27 protein-coding genes and 3 pseudogenes are annotated in these 19448 nt (G+C 44.0%); 4 read left to right on the top strand and 26 right to left on the bottom strand.

The features are described 5' to 3' along the window. Window positions 1-2: 2 nt before the first annotated feature. The 4 genes and pseudogenes from AR335_RS20560 to AR335_RS20545 form a co-directional block, all read right to left on the bottom strand. A complete protein-coding gene (locus AR335_RS20560; protein WP_062239537.1) occupies window positions 3-635 on the bottom strand; it encodes an FMN-binding negative transcriptional regulator in 633 nt (210 codons plus the stop codon). Between the two features lie 24 nt (window positions 636-659). Then, window positions 660-1016, bottom strand: coding sequence for a VOC family protein (locus AR335_RS20555; RefSeq protein WP_062239534.1), 357 nt, complete (start codon window positions 1014-1016; stop codon window positions 660-662). 12 nt (window positions 1017-1028) lie between these two features. After that, a pseudogene (locus AR335_RS20550) lies at window positions 1029-1504 on the bottom strand (AraC family transcriptional regulator). Window positions 1505-1650: 146 nt separating this feature from the next. Further along, window positions 1651-2208 carry a peptidoglycan-binding domain-containing protein gene (locus AR335_RS20545; RefSeq protein WP_062239530.1) on the bottom strand — a complete coding sequence of 186 codons (558 nt, stop codon included), beginning with the start codon at window positions 2206-2208 and terminating at the stop codon, window positions 1651-1653. 155 nt (window positions 2209-2363) lie between these two features. Here AR335_RS20545 and AR335_RS24535 point away from each other — a divergent pair, with 155 nt between their 5' ends. Then, on the top strand, window positions 2364-2549 hold the full coding sequence (locus AR335_RS24535) for a hypothetical protein (protein ID WP_156419123.1): 186 nt from the start codon (window positions 2364-2366) through the stop codon (window positions 2547-2549). Here the strand turns inward: AR335_RS24535 and AR335_RS20540 are convergent. The 9 genes and pseudogenes from AR335_RS20540 to AR335_RS20505 all read right to left on the bottom strand — a co-directional run bounded on the left by AR335_RS20540 (window position 2534) and on the right by AR335_RS20505 (window position 9123). Next, window positions 2534-2881, bottom strand: coding sequence for a DUF1801 domain-containing protein (locus AR335_RS20540; RefSeq protein ID WP_062239527.1), 348 nt, complete (start codon window positions 2879-2881; stop codon window positions 2534-2536). The two genes, AR335_RS24535 and AR335_RS20540, sit on opposite strands and share 16 nt — an antisense overlap. A gap of 37 nt (window positions 2882-2918) precedes the next feature. Next, window positions 2919-3344: a YciI family protein gene (locus tag AR335_RS20535; protein ID WP_062239524.1), complete on the bottom strand. Its 426-nt coding sequence runs from the start codon at window positions 3342-3344 to the stop codon at window positions 2919-2921. A gap of 168 nt (window positions 3345-3512) precedes the next feature. Further along, window positions 3513-3644: a hypothetical protein gene (locus AR335_RS25300; RefSeq protein WP_255357615.1), complete on the bottom strand. Its 132-nt coding sequence runs from the start codon at window positions 3642-3644 to the stop codon at window positions 3513-3515. 50 nt (window positions 3645-3694) lie between these two features. After that, complete coding sequence (locus tag AR335_RS20530; protein ID WP_062239520.1) at window positions 3695-4948, bottom strand: RNA polymerase sigma factor; 1254 nt, start codon at window positions 4946-4948, stop codon at window positions 3695-3697. Beyond that, a complete protein-coding gene (locus AR335_RS20525) occupies window positions 4945-5379 on the bottom strand; it encodes a YciI family protein (protein WP_062239518.1) in 435 nt (144 codons plus the stop codon). The genes AR335_RS20530 and AR335_RS20525 overlap by 4 nt, the downstream gene beginning before the upstream one ends. A 106-nt stretch (window positions 5380-5485) precedes the next feature. Further along, a complete protein-coding gene (locus AR335_RS20520) occupies window positions 5486-6295 on the bottom strand; it encodes an alpha/beta fold hydrolase (RefSeq protein ID WP_062239515.1) in 810 nt (269 codons plus the stop codon). Between the two features lie 415 nt (window positions 6296-6710). Further along, window positions 6711-7280: pseudogene (locus AR335_RS20515) on the bottom strand (TVP38/TMEM64 family protein). A 15-nt stretch (window positions 7281-7295) separates the two neighbouring features. Beyond that, window positions 7296-7742, bottom strand: coding sequence for a MarR family winged helix-turn-helix transcriptional regulator (locus AR335_RS20510; RefSeq protein ID WP_062239512.1), 447 nt, complete (start codon window positions 7740-7742; stop codon window positions 7296-7298). 127 nt (window positions 7743-7869) lie between these two features. Beyond that, window positions 7870-9123, bottom strand: a complete 1254-nt coding sequence (locus tag AR335_RS20505) for an alkaline phosphatase (RefSeq protein ID WP_062239509.1) — start codon at window positions 9121-9123, stop codon at window positions 7870-7872. 212 nt (window positions 9124-9335) lie between these two features. Here AR335_RS20505 and AR335_RS23335 point away from each other — a divergent pair. Next, window positions 9336-9829 (top strand): annotated as a pseudogene (locus AR335_RS23335) (chromate transporter); the annotation flags it as partial. 12 nt (window positions 9830-9841) lie between these two features. Here the strand turns inward: AR335_RS23335 and AR335_RS20495 are convergent. The 7 genes from AR335_RS20495 to AR335_RS20475 all read right to left on the bottom strand — a co-directional run bounded on the left by AR335_RS20495 (window position 9842) and on the right by AR335_RS20475 (window position 12383). Further along, entirely contained in the window at window positions 9842-10288 is a 447-nt protein-coding gene (locus tag AR335_RS20495; RefSeq protein ID WP_199805120.1) for a GNAT family N-acetyltransferase, read from the bottom strand. 38 nt (window positions 10289-10326) lie between these two features. Next, complete coding sequence (locus tag AR335_RS20490; RefSeq protein ID WP_369795866.1) at window positions 10327-10533, bottom strand: DNA-binding protein; 207 nt, start codon at window positions 10531-10533, stop codon at window positions 10327-10329. Further along, window positions 10517-10843 carry a dienelactone hydrolase family protein gene (locus AR335_RS25580; RefSeq protein ID WP_369795864.1) on the bottom strand — a complete coding sequence of 109 codons (327 nt, stop codon included), beginning with the start codon at window positions 10841-10843 and terminating at the stop codon, window positions 10517-10519. Before AR335_RS25580 ends, AR335_RS20490 begins: the two co-directional genes overlap by 17 nt. Before the next feature lie 50 nt (window positions 10844-10893). Further along, a complete protein-coding gene (locus tag AR335_RS25575; protein WP_369795863.1) occupies window positions 10894-11130 on the bottom strand; it encodes a dienelactone hydrolase family protein in 237 nt (78 codons plus the stop codon). Between the two features lie 67 nt (window positions 11131-11197). Next, window positions 11198-11347 (bottom strand): hypothetical protein, encoded by a 150-nt coding sequence (locus tag AR335_RS24530; protein ID WP_156419122.1) that lies wholly within the window; start codon window positions 11345-11347, stop codon window positions 11198-11200. Window positions 11348-11448: 101 nt separating this feature from the next. Beyond that, window positions 11449-11640, bottom strand: a complete 192-nt coding sequence (locus AR335_RS20480; protein ID WP_062239497.1) for a hypothetical protein — start codon at window positions 11638-11640, stop codon at window positions 11449-11451. Then, a complete protein-coding gene (locus AR335_RS20475) occupies window positions 11637-12383 on the bottom strand; it encodes a type II toxin-antitoxin system SpoIISA family toxin (protein WP_062239494.1) in 747 nt (248 codons plus the stop codon). Before AR335_RS20475 ends, AR335_RS20480 begins: the two co-directional genes overlap by 4 nt. Window positions 12384-12686: 303 nt before the next feature. On the opposite strand from AR335_RS20475, the gene AR335_RS20470 reads away from it, so the two are divergent. Next, complete coding sequence (locus tag AR335_RS20470) at window positions 12687-14180, top strand: flavin monoamine oxidase family protein (RefSeq protein WP_062239490.1); 1494 nt, start codon at window positions 12687-12689, stop codon at window positions 14178-14180. Between the two features lie 16 nt (window positions 14181-14196). Here AR335_RS20470 and AR335_RS20465 read toward each other — a convergent pair whose 3' ends face one another. From AR335_RS20465 to AR335_RS20450, 5 genes are all read right to left on the bottom strand, one after another. Then, window positions 14197-14382, bottom strand: a complete 186-nt coding sequence (locus tag AR335_RS20465) for a hypothetical protein (RefSeq protein WP_062239487.1) — start codon at window positions 14380-14382, stop codon at window positions 14197-14199. A 69-nt stretch (window positions 14383-14451) separates the two neighbouring features. After that, window positions 14452-15012 carry a hypothetical protein gene (locus tag AR335_RS20460; RefSeq protein WP_062239484.1) on the bottom strand — a complete coding sequence of 187 codons (561 nt, stop codon included), beginning with the start codon at window positions 15010-15012 and terminating at the stop codon, window positions 14452-14454. Between the two features lie 22 nt (window positions 15013-15034). Beyond that, window positions 15035-16039, bottom strand: coding sequence for a hypothetical protein (locus tag AR335_RS20455; protein WP_062239481.1), 1005 nt, complete (start codon window positions 16037-16039; stop codon window positions 15035-15037). Window positions 16040-16332: 293 nt separating this feature from the next. Next, window positions 16333-16479, bottom strand: a complete 147-nt coding sequence (locus tag AR335_RS24525; RefSeq protein WP_156419121.1) for a hypothetical protein — start codon at window positions 16477-16479, stop codon at window positions 16333-16335. A 28-nt stretch (window positions 16480-16507) separates the two neighbouring features. Then, entirely contained in the window at window positions 16508-17257 is a 750-nt protein-coding gene (locus tag AR335_RS20450; RefSeq protein WP_062239478.1) for an alpha/beta hydrolase, read from the bottom strand. Between the two features lie 190 nt (window positions 17258-17447). On the opposite strand from AR335_RS20450, the gene AR335_RS20445 reads away from it, so the two are divergent. Then, window positions 17448-18650: a PLP-dependent aminotransferase family protein gene (locus AR335_RS20445; protein ID WP_062239477.1), complete on the top strand. Its 1203-nt coding sequence runs from the start codon at window positions 17448-17450 to the stop codon at window positions 18648-18650. A gap of 47 nt (window positions 18651-18697) precedes the next feature. Here AR335_RS20445 and AR335_RS20440 read toward each other — a convergent pair whose 3' ends face one another. Beyond that, complete coding sequence (locus AR335_RS20440) at window positions 18698-19387, bottom strand: N-acetylmuramoyl-L-alanine amidase (RefSeq protein ID WP_062239474.1); 690 nt, start codon at window positions 19385-19387, stop codon at window positions 18698-18700. Window positions 19388-19448 lie beyond the last annotated feature (61 nt).

Here is a 19448-nt window from a genome sequence, read left to right as displayed (position 1 = left end):
TTTTATTCTTGCCGATTTGTTGAAGCTTGTTTGAGATTTTCTTTCATCAGCTCAGCAATCCGTCTCTCGTTTTCACCAGGCTGCTTACTCAGTTTCTCCATCACCATTTGCTGCCGTTTTAATGGATGGTTTTGACTCAATTTTGCTTTTCCCTCCATACTCGTAACGGCAAGCTTAAATCCGACAATCCCTTTCTGCATCCCTGATATGTAATGCGGGTCCAAATCGTTAATATCATAAGAACTCTCAGGGTCCTCATATTGCTTCACCATGCTAAAGAGGGTTTCAGCCATCTCTTGCTCATCCTGTATAAACTGGATTTCCCCATACACATGGACGGTTACATAATTCCAGGTCGGCACCGCTTCCCGGGTCTCATACCAGGAAGGAGAAACATAGCAATGAGGTCCTTGAAAGATAACAAGGACCTTCTGCTGTTCAATATCTTTCCACTGATGATTCGGACGGGCAAAATGGCCATAAAGCATACGTTCCTCACGGTCTAGCACCAAGGGAAGATGTGTGGCAAAAGGAACACCTTCATGCTGAGAAATGACCGTGGCAAAACTATATTGTTCGATAACATCAAACATCATTTCTTCATCGTTTATTTCAAAGGGCTTGGGAATATACAAGCTACCACTCCTTTTCAGATGCAGCTACTGAGAGCTCGTCACCTCAAACATAATGTCGTTCAGCGCATGAAAATAAAACGTATACCCACCACGGATCACTCTCGGATGATTGCCAACAGAAACCTTTGCAGCTTTTAGCTGTTCATACATTTCATCCACTTTTTCGCTCGTTTCTACATAAAAGCCAACGTGAAAACCATTCGGATACTTGGGAGGCTCTTCTCCCATACTGCTCAATACCAGCAGAAATCCCTCACCATCATCCATAACCCTACTCACATCGCTCTTTTGCGCTTTTGTTTGAAATCCTAGGAAGTGTTCAAAAAAATGCTGTGCTTCTGCTAAATCTTTCACACATAGATTCAAATGGTTAAGCTTCATGCTCCACCTTCCTCACCCGCATTTTTTGATGGGAACAAACAGATCTACCTTGCATCTCCCTTCCAGATCCTCTGCAGGATTATTCAGGTTAAACTCTAAATTATGACGTGAAAAATCCGGCTCATACTCACTGGCAGGCAGCCACTCTGCAAACATAAACTGATAGGCCTGATTCAGTTTACCCGGTGTGTCATAAAAGGAGTACACGGCATATGGTCCGCCATCCAATCTCTTAAATGAAACATCAGGATGTTCTTCTTTTTGAAAATCTTTTGGAATCGTCACACAGGCATCATGACGGCAGTCTCTTCTACCAGCTCGGGATTATCAAGCGAGATTCCGATAAACTGCTGCTGCGGAGGAAACAGCTCATTGCCGAACGCCCACTGAAACAATTTACCCCAATGCTCTGGCGGCTCAAAATAAGACCCGACTCGTCTGACATACGCAACTTCATGTTCCGGTAATTCTTTTACGGCTACTGTCATCATTCATTCTCCTTAAAGGGTTTCATATCCTGGTTAATTCTTCGCCAGAACATCCGCAATCCCTTCCTCCCTACATTGAGGCTATGATTTTCCCACCAAAAAAAGACATCAGGATACGTTCTCCTGATGCCCCTTTTTTTTATCTTCTACTCCTCGTAATTAAACAACACTTCCCATGATTCCCGGCCAACGATGCCGTCGGCTGTCAGGTGATGTTTTTGTTGAAATTCCTTAACTTTCGCTTCTGTTTTCGATCCAAAGATGCCATCAATTTTAATAGAACCGCCCGCATCGTTTAAACGTGCCTGAATCCACGTCACATCCATGCCTCGGTCACCTTTCTTAATGGCGTGCCCCGGATAGGGGACTGGCGTGTGATAGAGAGCATTCCATGTGGAAGGACCTACTATCCCATCTGTCTTAAGATAGCGATAGTATTGAAACTGCTTCACTTTCTGAAGCGTCACCTTTCCAAAGATTCCATCCACCGTAATCGGGATTCTATTTTTGTTTAGTTGTGTTTGTACTTTCCTGACATCAGAACCACGATCCCCGTATTTAATGACGTAGCCGGGATAAGGATCCGCCACGCTCATTTTTTCTGATTTCACGTTGGAAGAAGCACTCGCCGCGGCTGGAAGTAAAGCTTGAAGTGCAAGAAATCCTGCTGCAGACAAACAGACTAGCGATTTTCTCATGCTCATACACTTTTGCCTCCTTAAATGATGTTGGAAAAAAACAACAATATCAATGTATACCCGATTTCTTGTCCACTGCAAGCCATAAATAAAAAATGCATAGAAAGGCCTAAATACAAAATAAAGGCTATTTTCGTAACTTATGTCGCTCTTAGGGTAGGTTGATTTCCGTTTCAGGATGCTCGCTTTCCGCGAGGCGTGCGGTGAGCCTTACCGGCGCAAGCGCCTGCGGGTCTCACCTATCCCGCCCGTCCCGCAGGACAAGGAAGGCTTCGGCAAAAGAGCCAAATAAAAAGACATCCAGCCTGATGTCTTTTTATAGCAGCAATGATTATACGAGTGCCTGAGCAGCTTTGGAAAGCAGATCAGACAACAGGGCGTAATCTGGCGTCTGACCTTCTTTACATTTAATCGTTTTTCTTTCAGGAGGCCCTTCAAACTGTCCTTCTGGAAAATCAAGATCAGCTGCATTAAAGATAGTAAAAGCAACAGCCGCCTTTGAAGGTGAGATGACCGCGGTGTATTTTCCGTTTTTCAGAAAATGCGGTTTTTTGTATTGCATGCGCTCCTCTGCATCAGGTATCGTTTGATGTACCATACTCCTAAGCTCGCTGCATACTTCAACTTTCCATTCTTGGTCCAATCCTTCAATAAAACTCGTAACCTCTTGATTCTTCATCTCTTTCCCCTCTCTCATTTCTTTTAATTTTTATTTCTTATAGAATACGAAGATAATCTTTCAATTCTCTTTCCATCACCCGGTTGCTTTTACCCTTCAAACAGACCTCATTCTCTTTCAATCTTCTTATCTCTATTTCGTTTGGTCCCATTGAATGATCAACCGGCAGCTGGTGCGCCCAATAAACGGCTTCCTCCTCAGACTTCACTTCAACCACATAATACCTGGCTATATGATGTTCAAAGCTTTGGAAAGGACCGGCTGTGATGCCCGGCCCGTTCCTCTGGCTTGAGTACACCATTTTCATTCCTTCTGAACTGGGAAAAAGTTCTTCGGCAGCCCATAGCTTACCCGATTTTGCTAAAGATCTCTCAAACGCAAGCATCTTTCCAGCGTACTCCTCATTCGGATGTATTCCTGCCTCTGAGCATGCTGTAGCTTTTACAATCAGCATATATTTCATGACGTTTCCCTCCCTGAAATGGTAAGAATGCTACATTAAATAAAAATGATTCTCTGTAACTCTCTTCTTACAATAACAACGAACAGGAAACCCATTTATCGACACCTTTATAAAAAAGGGCTCTTTTCTAAAAGATTGTTGCTTTGTGATGGTTTTTGTATTGATTCCTCATCGACAGATTGATTGTGTAAGGTGCGAGACTCCTGTGGGACTAGCGTGACAGGTGAAACCCGCAGGCGCTTGAGCCGAGGGGTTCAGCGCACGCCCCACGGAAAGCGAGCAGCCTGGAACGGAAATCAACTCCTCCCAAGAGCAATAAAGGTTGCGAAAACAGCCTAAAAAAATGACTTTCATGCTTCACAATCAGCCGCTCTCTTTAATAAAAGAGACACTTCCCGTTCATTCCTGCACAGAGCTGCTGCACACTTAAATTCCGAATGGGCCTCATCAAACCGTCCTAGCTTCATTAACAGATCTCCTCGCACACTAGGAAGCAGATGATAAGACTTCAGTGCAGGATTATCACTTAATTCATCCACCATTTTGAGCCCGATGGATGGCCCGAATGCCATAGATATCGCTACTGCCCTGTTTAGTTCGACAATCGGAGAAGGATTGATTCTGAGCAATGCTTCATAAAGGGCAGCAATTCTCGGCCAGTTCGTTTCCTCAGCATTCCCTGCCTGAGCATGGCAGGCCGAAATGGCAGCCTGCAGAGAATATAGACCCATCGAGCAACCAAGCTTTTGGCTTCGCTCAAGTGCTGCCAAGCCGCGGCAGATAAGGAGATGATCCCATTGTGCCCGGTTCTGATCCATTAGAAGAACAGGTTCTCCATTTGCATCCATACGCGTTCTAAACCGGGATGACTGAATTTCCATTAAGGCAGCCAAACCATACACTTCCGGTTCATCCGGCACAGCCTCGGCTAGTACACGACCGAGCCTGAGTGCTTCCTGACAGAGCAGCGGGCGAACCCATTGATTTCCTGCAGTTGCCGTGTAGCCTTCATTAAACATCAGATAAATGACTTCAAGAACGGTAGAAAGGCGATCCGCTAACGCTTTTCCTTCCGGCAGTTCAAAAGGGACCTTTTCAGAGCGAAGGGTTTTCTTTGCCCGTACAATGCGCTGTGCGATCGTTGATTCCGCCGACAGAAAAGAACGTGCGATTTCATCTGTGGTCAGACCGCACAAAAGCCGAAGAGTCAGTGCCACCCTTGATTCATGTGAAAGTACCGGATGACAGGTCATGAAAATGAGACGAAGAAGATCATCTTTGATCTCCCCGTCCAAAGATCGGCCAACGTCATCCTCACTGAAGAGGTCAGTTTCCTTGGCCAGCTCTGCGTATTTTTGGTCACGCAGCTTATTTCTTCTGATGAAGTCAATGGCTCGTCGCTTTGCTGTTGTCATCAGCCAGGCTCCCGGCTTCTCCGGGATGCCGGTTTCAGGCCATTTTTCTAAAGCAATCACCAGGGCATCCTGTGCAAAGTCTTCTGCCAGTCCGACATCGCGAACGATTCTTGTCAGTCCAGCGATCAGGCGAGCCGATTCCACTCTCCAGATCGCATCGATCGTTCTATGTGTATCAGCCAATGTCACCTTATCTTCTGCTCCTCAAGCTGCTGGCGAAGAGCTGCCTCTTTTGCCAGTGACTCGGTATTATCGGTAAGATCTGCAGCCTCATAAACCTGTCTTAGTTCGATTTCCCCCTGTCCAAACCCATGGGGATCCGGCATACGAAGTGCCCACTCGATGGCTTCTTCTCTGGATTTCACATCGATCAGCGTGTATCCGGCGATCATTTCTTTCGCTTCCGTAAACGGTCCATCCACTACCTTCGGCTTGTCTCCCGGATCTGGATAAGATATTCGGATACCGTTTGAGCTTGGCTGCAGGCCATCCGCGGCTAGCAATACACCCGCCTTGACTAACTCTTCATTGTACTTCTGCATCGCATCAATCAGTTCTTGACTAGGCATAGCACCCGCTTCTGAATCTGTAGTCGCTTTTACAATCATCATGAATCTCATTTTGTTTTCCTCCTTTAAATTCATTCCATTTTAGGATTTCCACCGTTTTCCCAACGATTAATTATTCTTGCACATTACACCCAATTCCTGCCAGCACACTTCATATTCAATGACTGAGAAAGAACCCGGACAGCTCGCTGGAAATCAATTTTGAGTTTAGCTTCTTCGTATGCCCAAGTCCCTTTTTACTTAATAGTTGAGGGTTGGGGAGCACGCTTGCCAATTCTTGAGCGCTATGGCGCAGAGAAGCTGGGCTCTCCGTTCCTTCGAGCACGAGGACAGGCATCGTGACGTTTTTCCATTGCTCATCCGAAAGCGGCTTTCCATCCATATAGCCATCCAGTAATGCAGCATCATATGGTAGCGTGTGAGCAACATCCATGAGTCTGCACCAAACTCCAGGCATCATACGCATAAGAGGTATGATCCATGAAGGTGCTCCCATGCCTTTTGTCATGAAGTATTTGACCGCATCAGCTCGGCGTCCGTCAGCTATAAGCGCTGTTACGCCACGCAAGAAATCATTCGGCGGTTTGCGGTCGCTCTCCTGGACTACGAATGGAGGTTCATGCAGTGCCAATTTCGTAATGTTCACACCGCTTGCGGCTGCTTGAAGAGCGAGAACCGCGCCTGAAGATAAGCCCCAAACACTCGCTGAACCACCTGCTTCCTCAATCAAAGCCTGAAGATCTTCTATCTCACGCTCTACTGCATAATGTTTGGCGTCCCCGCTGTCACCGCGTCCCCGGCGGTCGTAGTTATATACCGTAAAGTGCTCCGAAAGCAACTCTGCCATTGCAGCCACTTCGGGAAACTTCCGATAACTGAAGGCACCTCCTACTAAGATGAGAGCTGGTCCTTGACCCATCTTGTCATATACGATTGAAGTACCGTCCTTTGAAATTACTGAATTCATTTTTTTTCTCCTTTCCTGATGAAAGGATCATCAGTTAAAATCGAGCTTCTACTTAGACGACGAACGTTAAAAGACAAAATCGACACATTTTAAAAAATCTTTAAGAAATTTATTTATAAAAAAAGAGACCTCCCAAAGCGCTTGGAGGTCTCTTTTAAATGCTGTTTTTTTCGAACAATGCTCTATCATTCAACTGGACTGATGAGTGTGTTCTCGCCTGAAAAAATTTGGACGAGCTTCGGGTTTAAGCGTACGAGTGAAAAAAGACGTAAAGTTTGGATAATCGGACAACGGTTTATCCATTTCATTCAAATTCACTTTATAGATGGAACTGTATGGTTTGATAATATGCCGGCTAACCGGCGAATGCCCTAATTTCCCCACTGTTCGGGAAATAGCATTTTGAGGAAGAAGGCTAATGATCTGTTTTAATATGGAGTTTATCATTTGTTATATAAGTCCTTTCACGAGCAGCATCATTACATAACTGCGTTTTTACCTTTTTACAAGCCACAACAAGAAGGATGCACGCCATGACTGTGATGATTACTTTACCTTCCCATGTCCAATGAATGACCTTATACACGGAGTAACCTTCGATGAGAATCGCAGGAATTTTTCCAATGGAGTTTGCTGCAGCAAAAAGCAGTAAAGATGTTTTGCCGATTGCAGCAATAAATGTAACAAGACCTGAAGGAACAAACGGCAGGAGTCTGAGCGCAAGAATCAAAAGAAAGGACTCTCTTCCTTCCGCAGCAAGCAATTGTTTTACTTTTGGATGATTGAATCCTTTCTTGTTTGCGAGTTTGCCGAAACCTTTTCGCCATCCCTTCCCAAAAACCAAAAACGGCTAAGTTCGCTACCGTTAAAAATACACTGGGGACAATACCTAGCACACTGATAACCATATTAAAACAATACTGATTAAAAAGGCGGCCTGTTCATAGGCAGTAAATAAATCGATGATGTAGTCCTTTAGATGCATCATTGGCAATATCTCTTACTCCTGAACGACCTGATCTTCGGTTACAACCTGATGCAGCTTTTTGGCAATGTCCCTCAGTTGCTTTGTTTCTTCGACTGACAATTGAGAAAAAAACTTCTCAATGACAAATCGATCGATTTTATTGTATTCAGCATAATATTCTTCCCCTTTTTCTCCTAATGTCAGGAAGATCTCTCTTCTGTTCTTGGGATTTATGCTTCGAATCACATAGCCATCGTTTTCTAACTTGCTCACCAACTGGCTCGTAGAACTTATTGAAAGATCCAGTTGTTCGGCTATGCTATGGACATTCACGGGCTCACTTTTATGGACGAGTTCAAGAACTAAAAATTGTTTGGGTGTTAATGCATAATTTAATGAAGAAAAATAATGCTTGAGAAAGTGGCTGTTGACCTGATTGAATAAATCAAAAGCCTCTATCACGTACGAAGCTTGTTCCATAAAAAGCACCTCTTGTTTATCAACTTAAATAGTTTAAGCACATAAAGTGTATAGTCCTAATCCTTTGATGGCAATCCAGCCACAAGAAAAACGCTCAGAAAGTTCTGAGCGTTTTTGTAGACTGCATCTATTTACTTCTTAAGCCCATTGCGTCTCTCATCGCCTTAAAGATATTCGTGTTCTCATACGTTCCTTCCAGTTTCTCTGCTCCAGGTCCTTGTGCTGTTAATGGAACAGATTGACCGCCATGTTCATTAGTCGTCCAGTCAAGGGCAAACTTTTCTTTAGAGTGAGCAGGTGTATATGGCCCGTCCTCTTTCGAAACATCGTCACCGCTCTCGTCTTTAGGGTTTACTTCTTCGATGGAAAGCCCGCCACATTCATGGTCAGCTGCTACAAGAACAAGAGTGTCAGGATGTTTTTTCGCATAGTCCTTCGCAACTTGTACAGATTTGTCCAGCTGCTTGCCGGCTTTCATCATGAGTTTACCATTGTTTTCGTGAGACATTTCATCGGTTCCTTCCTCTTCAACCATGAGGAAAAATCCTTTTTTATTTTGAGACAACGTATCAATCGCTTTTTGAGTCATGTCAGGCAATGGTACGACCGGATCATAAAGGTCACCTTCACCTTCAGGATTTTGTTCGAACATTTCTTCGTTCGCGAAAAGGCCAAGCAATTTGCCGTTCTTCGCTTTTTGAAGCTCATCTTTATTGGTTACATAGTTATACCCAAGCTTTTGAGCTTTTTTCACCAGGTTCCCTTGAGTGCCTTGGCTTGCTTCTTCTTTATCTTTTGCTGGGTGATCCTGATATTTTCCTTCTTCGCCTTTAGGGTACCAGTAGTCTTCACCGCCGCCGAGCAGAACGTCGACTTTACTGTTTTCAAGGTACTGTTTCGCGATATCGCTTTGCTTTTTGCGATCGGCCACATGTGCACCCAACGAAGCAGGTGTAGCATCTGTAATCTGGCTTGTTGTGACAAGGCCTGTTGACTTCCCAGCCTCACCGGCCATTTCCAGCACAGATTTTACTGGTTTCTTATTTTCATCTACTCCAATTGCTCCATTATATGTTTTAACTCCTGTCGCCATAGCCGTTCCTGCTGCAGCAGAGTCGGTTACGACCGAAGTAGAATGTGTATGAACATTTCCTGTATACGGCATTTTATTCATAGCCAGCTCGCCGTTAAGGCCTTGAGCAGCTAAACGAATCGCTTCCCTGTGAGAAGCTCCCATACCGTCTCCAACAAACATAATGACATTTTTTGCTTTTTTAGGAGATGCACTTTTCTCTTCTTTCGCATCCGCAATTTGATTTACCCCAAATGATGTGATGAGTGCTAATGAAAGTGTTGCAGCTGCTATTGTTTTCTTTTTCATTACTTCCACTCCCCTTTTCTCTTATGTGCCTTCATTGTAGTAAATGAGTATGAAGTAACGATAAATCTCTTGTAACGATATGATGAAGTTTTATTACCAATTGTAAAGCCATCCTGTTTTACATCACTTTAATTTATAATAAGATCACTCGATAGATAAAATAAAAGCAGGTGTTTTATGAATAGGAACAATCAAATAACTTCCTTACTTGAGTGAATTTTTCGATTTCCCGGAAGTTTGGTGGCAGTTGCTTAGTTCTATTTTTGGGATTACTTATTCTGCTTCCTGTACTAAGAAACGCCCTTTCAAATCAGTGGATCGCCCTGTTTGACAGCTTTTACCGATCATGCTCGCTCGTTTTTGGAGGTGGCCATGTCGTTCTGCCATTGTTGGAAAAGGAGTTCGTTCCTGCCGGATGGATCAGCAAAGAAACCTTTCTGGCTGGATACGGCGCTGCTCAGGCAGTCCCTAGTCCCCTGTTTACCTTTGCGTCCTACCTTGGTGCTATAATTAAAGCTGGACAGGAGGACTGCTTGCAGCCTTCGCGATCTTCCTGCCCGCCTTCCTGCTCGTTTTTGGCACACTTCCTTTTTGGAATGCATTGCGCCGCAACCCCAAAGTAAAAGGAGCTCTCATGGGTGTGAATGCTGCAGTGGTGGGTATTTTGATCTCAGCTTTTTATCAGCCAATTTGGACGAGCTCCATGGCGGGAGGAACATTACTTTCTTACGTGTCCTGAGGATTTAAAAATACTGATGAAATAATCCTCCTCCGGGAAATCGCCGACATATTCTAAACCTTGAACACGGTAGAAGCCTTTCAGCTTTTCATTTCCTGCCCAGCAATCCAAATACAGCGTCTTGTTTTGTTTTTGTGTTAAAGAGCAAGCAAAACGGATGATTTGGGAGCCTATGTTTCTACCCTGGTACTCGGGCAGGATAGCGATTTTTGAGATGTAAAGGCTTTGCGGTTCCATGGGTAGATCACTAAGTTTGCTTACTGAATAGATGTAGAAAGCTCCGGTGATCTGAGCATCCAGCCTTACAACATAACCCTCATGCCGCTCGACTGCCTGTTTAACAACAAAAGGATCCCATGGATACGGCCACTGGTTGATTCCTTTCTTCAGCAAGTCGAGGGTAACGGCATTTAGGACCTTGACCATGGACGGAACATCTTTAAATGTTGCTAGTTGTATCTCCATTATTTTTTAGCAAACGAGAGTCCTTTTTCCTCAAGCGCCGTACGAAGCTGTTCCATTGCCTTCGGACCCATCCCATGAAGTTTTGATACTTCAGCTTCACTAAGATTGACAAGCTGCTCAAGTCTGGTAAATCCTGCACCGGCCAGAGCGCGCTGTGCCGGTTTTGCTAATTTGGGCGGAAAATCACTTTCAAGATTTTGTGCCAACATAGTCGCTCCTTTCTAAAAAATTCTTCAGATGATGAAAGGCTTGGTTTGCTGATTCTTCGTTATAATTTGGCGTGTGAGGATCGCTAAATCCGTGCTTTCCGGCAAATTTGTAAACTTCAACATCCTTTTTCTGAAGCACCGTGATCAGCTCGTCCACAGCAAAGGATTTCTCCTCTTCCGGAAAAAACAGCAGGACAGGGCACTGAGGGGAGACCTCTGTATAGTTTCGAATGCGCGAACCGTAGTACCCAATAATACCGTCCACTCCTGCTTCCTTACTGCATAGCCAGGCGACAGTAGCCCCCACACTAAATCCTGTGATAAAGATTTTTTTATAGTTCGGTTTATTTTCCTTTACTAATTTTTTACCTCTCGGGAGGCTTTTTCAAATCCTACTTTCTTCATGAAATGCTCATAAGCAAGACTTTCCTCATAATAATCAAAAGGCGTTTCCCGTCCCAATACATTCGGGCAAATGACATCAAATCCCTGCTGAGATAAGAACTTACAAACCTTTTTCATGTGCGGATTCAATCCATAAATTTCGTGAACGACGATGATAAGGGTATCCGAATAAAGATGTACTTTGAACATTTAATACCTCCCGGCAACAATTGTCCATAAAAAAAGAAAGGGTTCTGCTCCCTCTCCATTTAATGTATTATTTGCCGGCAAAGAACGTCCAGCGTTTTTTCTTCAAACTGTTTAATAAAGTCAGGATAGAATGATTTTCTTCCTTCAGCGCTTTTTCAAAATGGGACAAGGTCGGCTTCGGGCCTTGGATCCGGGAGACAAACCGTCTGCTCTTCACAAACTTCCCTCCAGCTTCACGGAAATGTTTGCTTTAGTATATGCAGCAAGGTGTCAATCATACAAAAAAGGGCAGCGGAATAATCCACTGCCTTTAAGGTCTTATTTTCGTTTGAATGTTCCCCGTCTGTTTCCTTTTTGAATGATCCGCTCATTCTCTTCCATGACCTGCATGGTGTGATGGCTGATGCCGACTTTTGGAAACTGAATTCTCGGCTTGAACGTGATTCCTTTTCGTTCACTGTTCTTCATGGATACCGGCTGGCTCCCCATAAGATCGAGTCCGCTCGTCACGCATCATCACTCCTTTCTAAAGCTTGTACTAGGATATCGTAAGTGGCCAATAAGATTCCGATCAAGGAACCATCGACATCACTTACTTTTGCAGAGGATGAAATCTTGATTACATAAATTTCATCTTCAATATTAAAAGGATAAAACGCAAAGTTGTCTTCCTGGTTATAGTAAGCTTCAGCTCTTGATAGCGTAGATTGAATAAGGCTTGCATTCGTATACGCAGACAGTGCTTCGTTCTTCTCTTGCGGTGTATCGAAAGGCAGGATCGTAAAGCTGTGGCCTTCCTTCTCTACATAAGCCTGAAGAACGAGCTTCAGTCCATATAGATAGTTTTCCTTACTTCCATAATACGCCGTGATCCCTTCTGTTTTCAAGATATATAGTGCATTATTTACTTTCGCCCGCAGATCATCCAAAAGCATCTGATTGTTCTCTACAGATCGCGTGATTCTTGCTAGTTCATTATTCCCGATTTTTTTCAAGTACAAACTCAGGAAGATAAAGGCATCAATGAGGATAAACACCACGAGAACGACCAGATAGTTAGTCCAATTTGTAAAGATGCTGTGCGGCTTTCCTGTCCAATAGATCAAGGCACCGAATAAGTAAATGACGTACCACAATTTGCGGATCGCATCCAATTTCTTTTCAGCTTTATCTTCATCTCTCCAATAAAAAATAAGATAAGCTCCGATTCCGATAAAAATCAGCCAGACGACCACCCGAAAAAACCAGATCAAAGTTTCTTCTCCTCCAATCCCGTGCTGTCTACCATTGAATTCCCTTCACGGAGTGTGGATTCCTGCCTTGTTGGCTGGAATTGAGCCGAAATGCGGAGGAATTGAGCCTAACTTTCAATAATTGTGCCTAACTCCAATTCATTGGGCAACCTCCGGATAATTGATCCTTACTGAAAAAGACAACTAATCATCCATTTCTGCTTCTCTTTTTCAGCAAATTTTCATATCCTTATACCTTTAAAAATATATTGGTAATAAAATAGGCAGTTTCCGTTAATGGCACAATAGCTGAAAGGAGCAAACATGGCAGTTAACAGAGCACTACAGTTATCTACAGAACAAATGCTTTCCACCATTCAGCATGGCCTTGGCTTATCTGCTGTTCAAAAGAAAATCATTGTCGTCGGGGCTGGAATGTCAGGGCTGGTGGCAGCTTCTTTATTAAAAGAAGCCGGGCATGATGTTACCGTTCTGGAGGCAACGGAACGTGCAGGCGGCCGGGTTTATACGATGCGCAGCCCCTTTATGGATGATTTGTACCTGGATGTTGGAGCTATGCGAATTCCTCATGATCATTATTTAGTACTGGAATATATAAAGAAATTCAATTTGCGTACGAACAGATTTTTGAATGTCACCTCCAATGATCTGATTTATGCAAACGGAATCAAAACCAATCAAATGGAATACCAGCGGAATCCGGATATATTAAACTATCCTGTCGCTCCTCATGAAAGGGGGAAATCTGCTGAACAATTACTTATGATGGCGATAAGGCCCATTGCCGACTATATCCAAAAGAATCCCCTCAAAAACTGGCAAAGGGTTGTGAAAGACTTTGATAAATACCCGATGTCTTTTTTTCTTCTGTACAATCCTGTCGGACCCAGTTTATCTCCGGGGGCAATTGAGAGTATAAAGGTTTTGATTGGACTGGAGGGCTTTCCTGAACTATCTTTTCCTGCAATTCTCAGGGAATTGCTGCCGCTCTTCAGTCCTGCCATACAGTTTTATGAAGTGGAAGGAGGCAACGACAGACTGCCCAAAGCTTTTTTACCCCTGCTGAAGGAAAATCTTAATTTCGGGTACCAAATGACAAAGATTGTTCAAAATAACAACCAGGTGACCATCCATTCTAGACATACCAAAAGCCAGCGGCCATTAACGGTCACCGGCGATCTGGCAATTATAACGATCCCCTTTTCATTACTATCATTCGTTGAGATTGAGCCGCGTAATTTGTTCTCTCATGACAAATGGAAAGCGATCCGGGAACTTCATTACGTAGCTTCTACGAAAATAGGACTTCAATTCAAAAAAAGATTCTGGGAAAGAGAAGGCATCCGTGGGGGGAAATTGATGACCGACCTGCCCATTCGTTTTGCTTATTATCCAAGCCACCTAATTGGTTCTACAGGATCAGGTATTATTTTAGCCAGCTATACTTGGGAAGATGATACCCTGTCATGGGATAACTTGCCTGAGGGAGATCGGATTCGAAATGCCTTGGATAATTTGGCAACGGTTCACGGCACGCAAATCTACGATGATTTTTTAACTGGAGCCTCTCATAGCTGGTCACAGTATCAGTTCTCCGGAGGCGCGTTTTCCATGTTTAAGCCATCCCAGGAAACAGAGTTGTTCCCTTATATTCCTACTCCTGAAGGAAGAGTCCATTTTGCAGGGGAACATACATCGACTGCTCCTGCCTGGATTGAAGGAGCCATTCAATCCGGCATCAGGGTTGCCCATGAGGTGACCAATCTTCCCCGAACCTATTTTGGAGGTGATGGATGATGAAGGTTCAGTTCCTTCATGGCCATCCACGGCACGCCCAAGCCATCAAAACAATCCTGTTTGCTGATCCTCCGCCCTGAGCTCGTAAGTTCCGAAAATCATCTGCCAGCAATACATCCAGTTCTTTTTTTGATTGGCGCACTTCAGATTGCAGTAATCTAGTTTCCAGGTTATAAATATGTTCTTTTAATGCAATATCCATTCTTTCCCCTCCTAAAAAAGGACTTATAGAAAAGAGCTCCAGATTGTCATCCAGAGCCCAAATATGATTCTAGTTTATATCTTTAAATGTTCCAGTGGGAATGTTAAATGTCCATTTTTTCCCATCTTTTGCCTGAAGGGTTAATGTAAATCCTTTGGCCCCGATAATTTTTACCGCGCCATGTTTGCTTGGGGTCTTGTATTCTTTTTCCCCCACATACTTGCGTTTGTCTCCTGCCGACCTCACAAAGACATAGCCTTGCGCGGAATCATTGATTAATGCTCCGGCTTCGACCGTTACATTCTTGCCGCTAATCTCACCGTTTTTGATCGGGCTGACCCAGCCATTTGTGAATTTAGCTTTTTGGTCGTTTACCGGGTCTTCCACATGCGTCAATATTTGAGCCGTCACCGCACGGTCATGCTGAACAACAAGCGGACCGTCCACTCCATCTTTCTTGAAGATGTTGTCATGTCTCGCTTTATCCTTGTTCTGTGCTTTCCGCTCCATTATCTCTCTTTTTTCTTTTGGAAGATTATCATAAGTGCCAGAAGCAGATACATGGTAATAAGTAACTCCTGCTCCAAACAAAACAGCTGTCGTTATAAGTGAAATGGCTATTTTTTTCATGTCTTTCACCCCTCAGAAAGATTTAATGCCAACGGATATCCGTTGAGAGTATTGGAAAATTGGTAGCAGATTTGGTTTTTGAATCACTGTATAGTTCGTTGTAAAGCTGGGTCCAGCCCTGGCTTGGCGTGTTATCGAGCTCCGTATGGCATCCTGTATTCGTACAAGCAGCATATTGGGTTAAAGAAGCGCTGAATTGCATCGGTTTAGCAGCAGTGACGGCAGAGTACTTGGCAATATTCTGCCACTGTTCGGCCATATCGCCGCTGTTATCATAAATTTCCGGAAGCGGCCATGCAGGCGATGCTCCCCAGGAAATATATTGAATATCTTTATAGGTCCAGCCGTTATTGCACGAATAATTGATGGTGCCCGAGTTAAGGTTGGTGTGGTAGCATCCGTCCGCAGAACCATAATTATAGAGCGAATAGCTGTTAACAGAATCATAGCCTTTCACCCACTCTGTGGTAGTCGATACAGGATCGTAACTCGGTTCCATATCGTTACCGCCATCTACTTCAACCTGATCAGAATAAGAATTTGTGTTATTATGGCTGTTAATATCATCGATCATATTGGCAAAGTTCTGGCCGCCTTCATAAGTAACGGTATAGGAGTTATTCGTTCCGACAATGATATGAACCGTGGATAGTGAATCACTTGCTGTGCCTTTCCAATATCCCCGGGAGTAAGCTTCGACCGCTGCCCCAACTTGAGTCAGCGCGGCATCCGGCATCCCGAAAAGAGACAAACTCGTTGGCGAAGACTGTCCACCGAAATCAAGAATAACCATACTGTTCTGAATTCCCGCTTTCTTGTAATCTGCTAGGCCTTTTTGGTATCCCATATCATATAATGTCACTGTATCAACAGTGTCCATGTAATAGCTTTGTGCGGATGGCGGCGGTGTGGAAGCGCTTACATTTTTAACCGGAAGCATATATCCAAAGCCAAACATCACAACCATTGCTAATGAAACGAATACTCTACAAATGTACTTACCAAGTAACCCCAGTTGCTTGTTCATCTCTTTCCCCTCTTCTTTTTTGACTTTAAATGTGTAAAAACAAGGCCCTATACTTCCCCCCATTCATAAAAATTTTGTATATAAAAGGAATTCGTCCGAATGATTGCTTTTATTTACATTGTTCTGATAATTTTTACAATTATTTTAAAAAATAACAAAAAGGGGCTGTCCAGAAAGTCGAAAATTGACCTTCAGGCAGCCCCTTTTTGGCTTGAAAAATCTTCAATGAAAAGTTAATTGAAGTGGAAGATGCGAGACTCCTCGAAAATGAACTTCACATTTTCTTCGTGCGATTAAACGCTGCCGGAGTCTTCCTTGTCCTGCGGGACTAGCGTGACAGGTGAGACTCCCGCCGGTGCTTGCACCAAAAAGTAGGCGTTCACGCCGGTAAGGCTCACCGCGCGCCCCGCGGAAAGCGAGCAGCCTGGAACGGAAATCAACAGCTTACAGACTTCTTGGACAGCCCCCTCAAAATCTTCCCCAATCCAGCTCTTTTAAAAATTGATAAATGTCTTCGTGCAGCTTTTCTTTCTCAGGTCCTCTCGTCACAAGGTGCGGAGAGTTTTCATACCAGATCAGCGACTTTTGGTCAGATGAAATCCGTTCATAAAGAAGGTTCGCACTTTCCAGATTGACGGGATGATCCTTACCCGATTGTACAACGAGTGCAGGACACGTAATCTCCTGTATATGCTTCCCTGCTTCCTCAATCACCGCCTGTACAGTTTGAACCATCTTGGCTGATTGCGGCTTCAAGCTTCCCCATTCTTCTTCCATCTGTTCCGGTGGAGTTCGTAGGATCGTTTTATATCTCCTCGTAAAAAGACTGACGTGCCGGCCCAAGTCTTTTGCGCTTTTCGGCTTAACTGGCGCACACATGGAGACGAGCCCTTTTACCGGAAAAGTGTATGCCGTTTTCAAGGCAAACACGCCACCAAGAGAGAGACCGACAACGGCAATCTCATCATGGCCTTGCTTCTGTAAAAAGCGATATCCTTCTACGACGTTCTTCCACCACTGTTCCGCCCGTGTGGTGACTAGTTTTTCAGGCGTATCTCCATGCCCTTCATACAATGGGCCATGGCACGTATAGCCTTTCTCGTTTAAAAATCGGCCGAGCTCCCGAACATCCACCGTGTTTCCTGTAAATCCGTGCAGAAGCAGGACAGCCCGCTTGCCGCCTTCAAAGGTAAAAGGCTTTGCTGAAACTAATTTCATGACAGTATCCTCCGATTTCTCTATGCTGTTTTTACTCTATCACATTAAAATCGGTAGAATAAAAAAGATCGCTTAATCAGTAATTATTTGAAAATTCACACATAATTTTGAATTAATTCGAGAAAGGTCATTGACATTCAATTCAGAAAGAGTAAAATGTTCTTTAAAACTTTAAACAGAGGTGTCCGTGTTGAAGTACTCATTTGCCAATCGCATTTATTCATTACAATCATCTGCCGTGAGAGATATTTTAAAAGTCGTGAACCAGGAAGGCGTCATTTCTTTTGCCGGAGGCCTGCCAGATGATCAGCTTTTTCCTTTGGAAGGAATTGAAGAAGCATTTGCTAAAGTGTTTGCATCCGGAAAGCATGCTCTCCAATACATGGAGACAGAAGGATATTTACCGCTTCGTGAAGTCATCCTTGAACGGATGTCACGCAAAGGCATTACAAACTACACTACAAAAGATGTGATGCTGACAACCGGGTCCCAGCAGGTCATCGACTTGTTTTCCCGTGTCATGCTGAACCCTGGAGACGTCATCCTGACCGAAGACCCTACGTATCTCGCAGCGCTACAGGTATTTAAATCCTATGAAGCACGTGTGATTGGTGTCGCATCTGATGAAGATGGCATGATTCCTGAGGACTTGGCGCACAAAATCAAAGAATACAAGCCGAAATGCATCTATGTCGTTCCTACCTTCTCCAATCCTGCCGGAAAGGTATGGTCACTTGAGCGCAGGAAACAACTGCTTCAAGCAGCCCATAAGCATAACATTGTGGTCCTTGAAGACGATCCGTACGGTGATCTTCAGTTCAACCGCGAGGAAACCTACACTCCGCTTGCTGCACTGGACGATGGAACCTGTGTCCTGTACACGAGCACCTTTTCAAAAACAGCCGTACCGGCACTTCGTACAGGCTGGGTCGCCGGGCCATTTCAAATTGTCCGCATGATGTCACAGGCAAAACAGGCGAATGATCTTCATTCCAACTCCCTGTCACAGCAGGCACTCTATCATTTCTGTACAGGGTTTGATATGGACGGCCATATCGACCGCCTGATTGCAGAATATGAAAAACGGATGAACGTCATGTACCGCTGTCTGGAAGAAGCCAACCTGCCAGGATTAAAATTAACCAAACCAAAAGGTGGCATGTTCTTCTGGCTTGAGCTCGACGAACACGTTAACACAACTCTCCTTCTGCCGGAAGCAGTCTCCCGTGGCGTTGCATATGTACCAGGTGAACCGTTCTTTGCCACCCTGCCGAAAACGAATGCATTGCGCCTGAACTTTAGCCACCCGACAATTGAGAAGATCGAAAGCGGCATTACAATAATGACAGAGCTGTTTAAGGAGTCACTTCAGAAGGAAGTAGTTTATTCATAAGAAATGCAAAAGGAACCTGCTTTGAAAAGCGGTTCCTTTTTTTTATTTTATTTAACCCGCAGTCCTTGTCCTGCATAAATCGTATAGTCACTGTCCAGGTTGTTCCACTGTTTTATTTTTCCTACCGAAGTTCCATACATCTTACTGATCGAATAAACGGTATCGCCTGGCATGACAGTATGATAGACGGCTGTTGCTTTCTTGGTGAGTTTAAAGCTTTTTACGATACCATTCACGTGGGCACGCGCTATGCTACTAATAAAAGAACTGGATTTTAATTTTGCGGCATCCGCAGACGTATCAATAAAACCATTTTCAGTTAGGACTGCTGGCATATTGGACTCCCTCAGCATGTGAAAATCTGCCGTTTTCTTACCGCGATCCGTGAAATCGACTAAGTCGATTACGGCATCGTGAATATTGGTGCGATAAGCAGTTGTAGGTGCACTTGTACCAGGATAGATATAACTTTCAAAGCCTGTCCCGCCGCCAGCGTTAATATGAATAGATAATAAATAATCTGCATCCCAGTTGTTGGCTGAGTCAGTTCTTTCATTTAACGATACGAACTCATCAGACGTTCGGCTCATCTTAACTTCCACATTATTATATTCGACTAACAATATATTCTTGATCCGAGTCGCAATCTGCAGGGTGATATTTTTCTCCTGAAGGCCATCCCCGACGGCTCCTGCATCATCACCGCCATGCCCAGGGTCAATAAAGATTTTAACCATCTACTAAACACTCCCTTTTGCTAAAAACTTGAGAAAGAACATTCTCATTCTCTCTATTATT

The sequence above is a fragment of the Fictibacillus sp. FJAT-27399 genome (assembly GCF_001510655.1).
Classification (GTDB): Bacteria; Bacillota; Bacilli; order Bacillales; family Fictibacillaceae; genus Fictibacillus_C; species Fictibacillus_C marinisediminis.
Note: the sequence above shows the minus strand (reverse complement) of the source record. Positions and strands in the feature narration are given on the sequence as shown.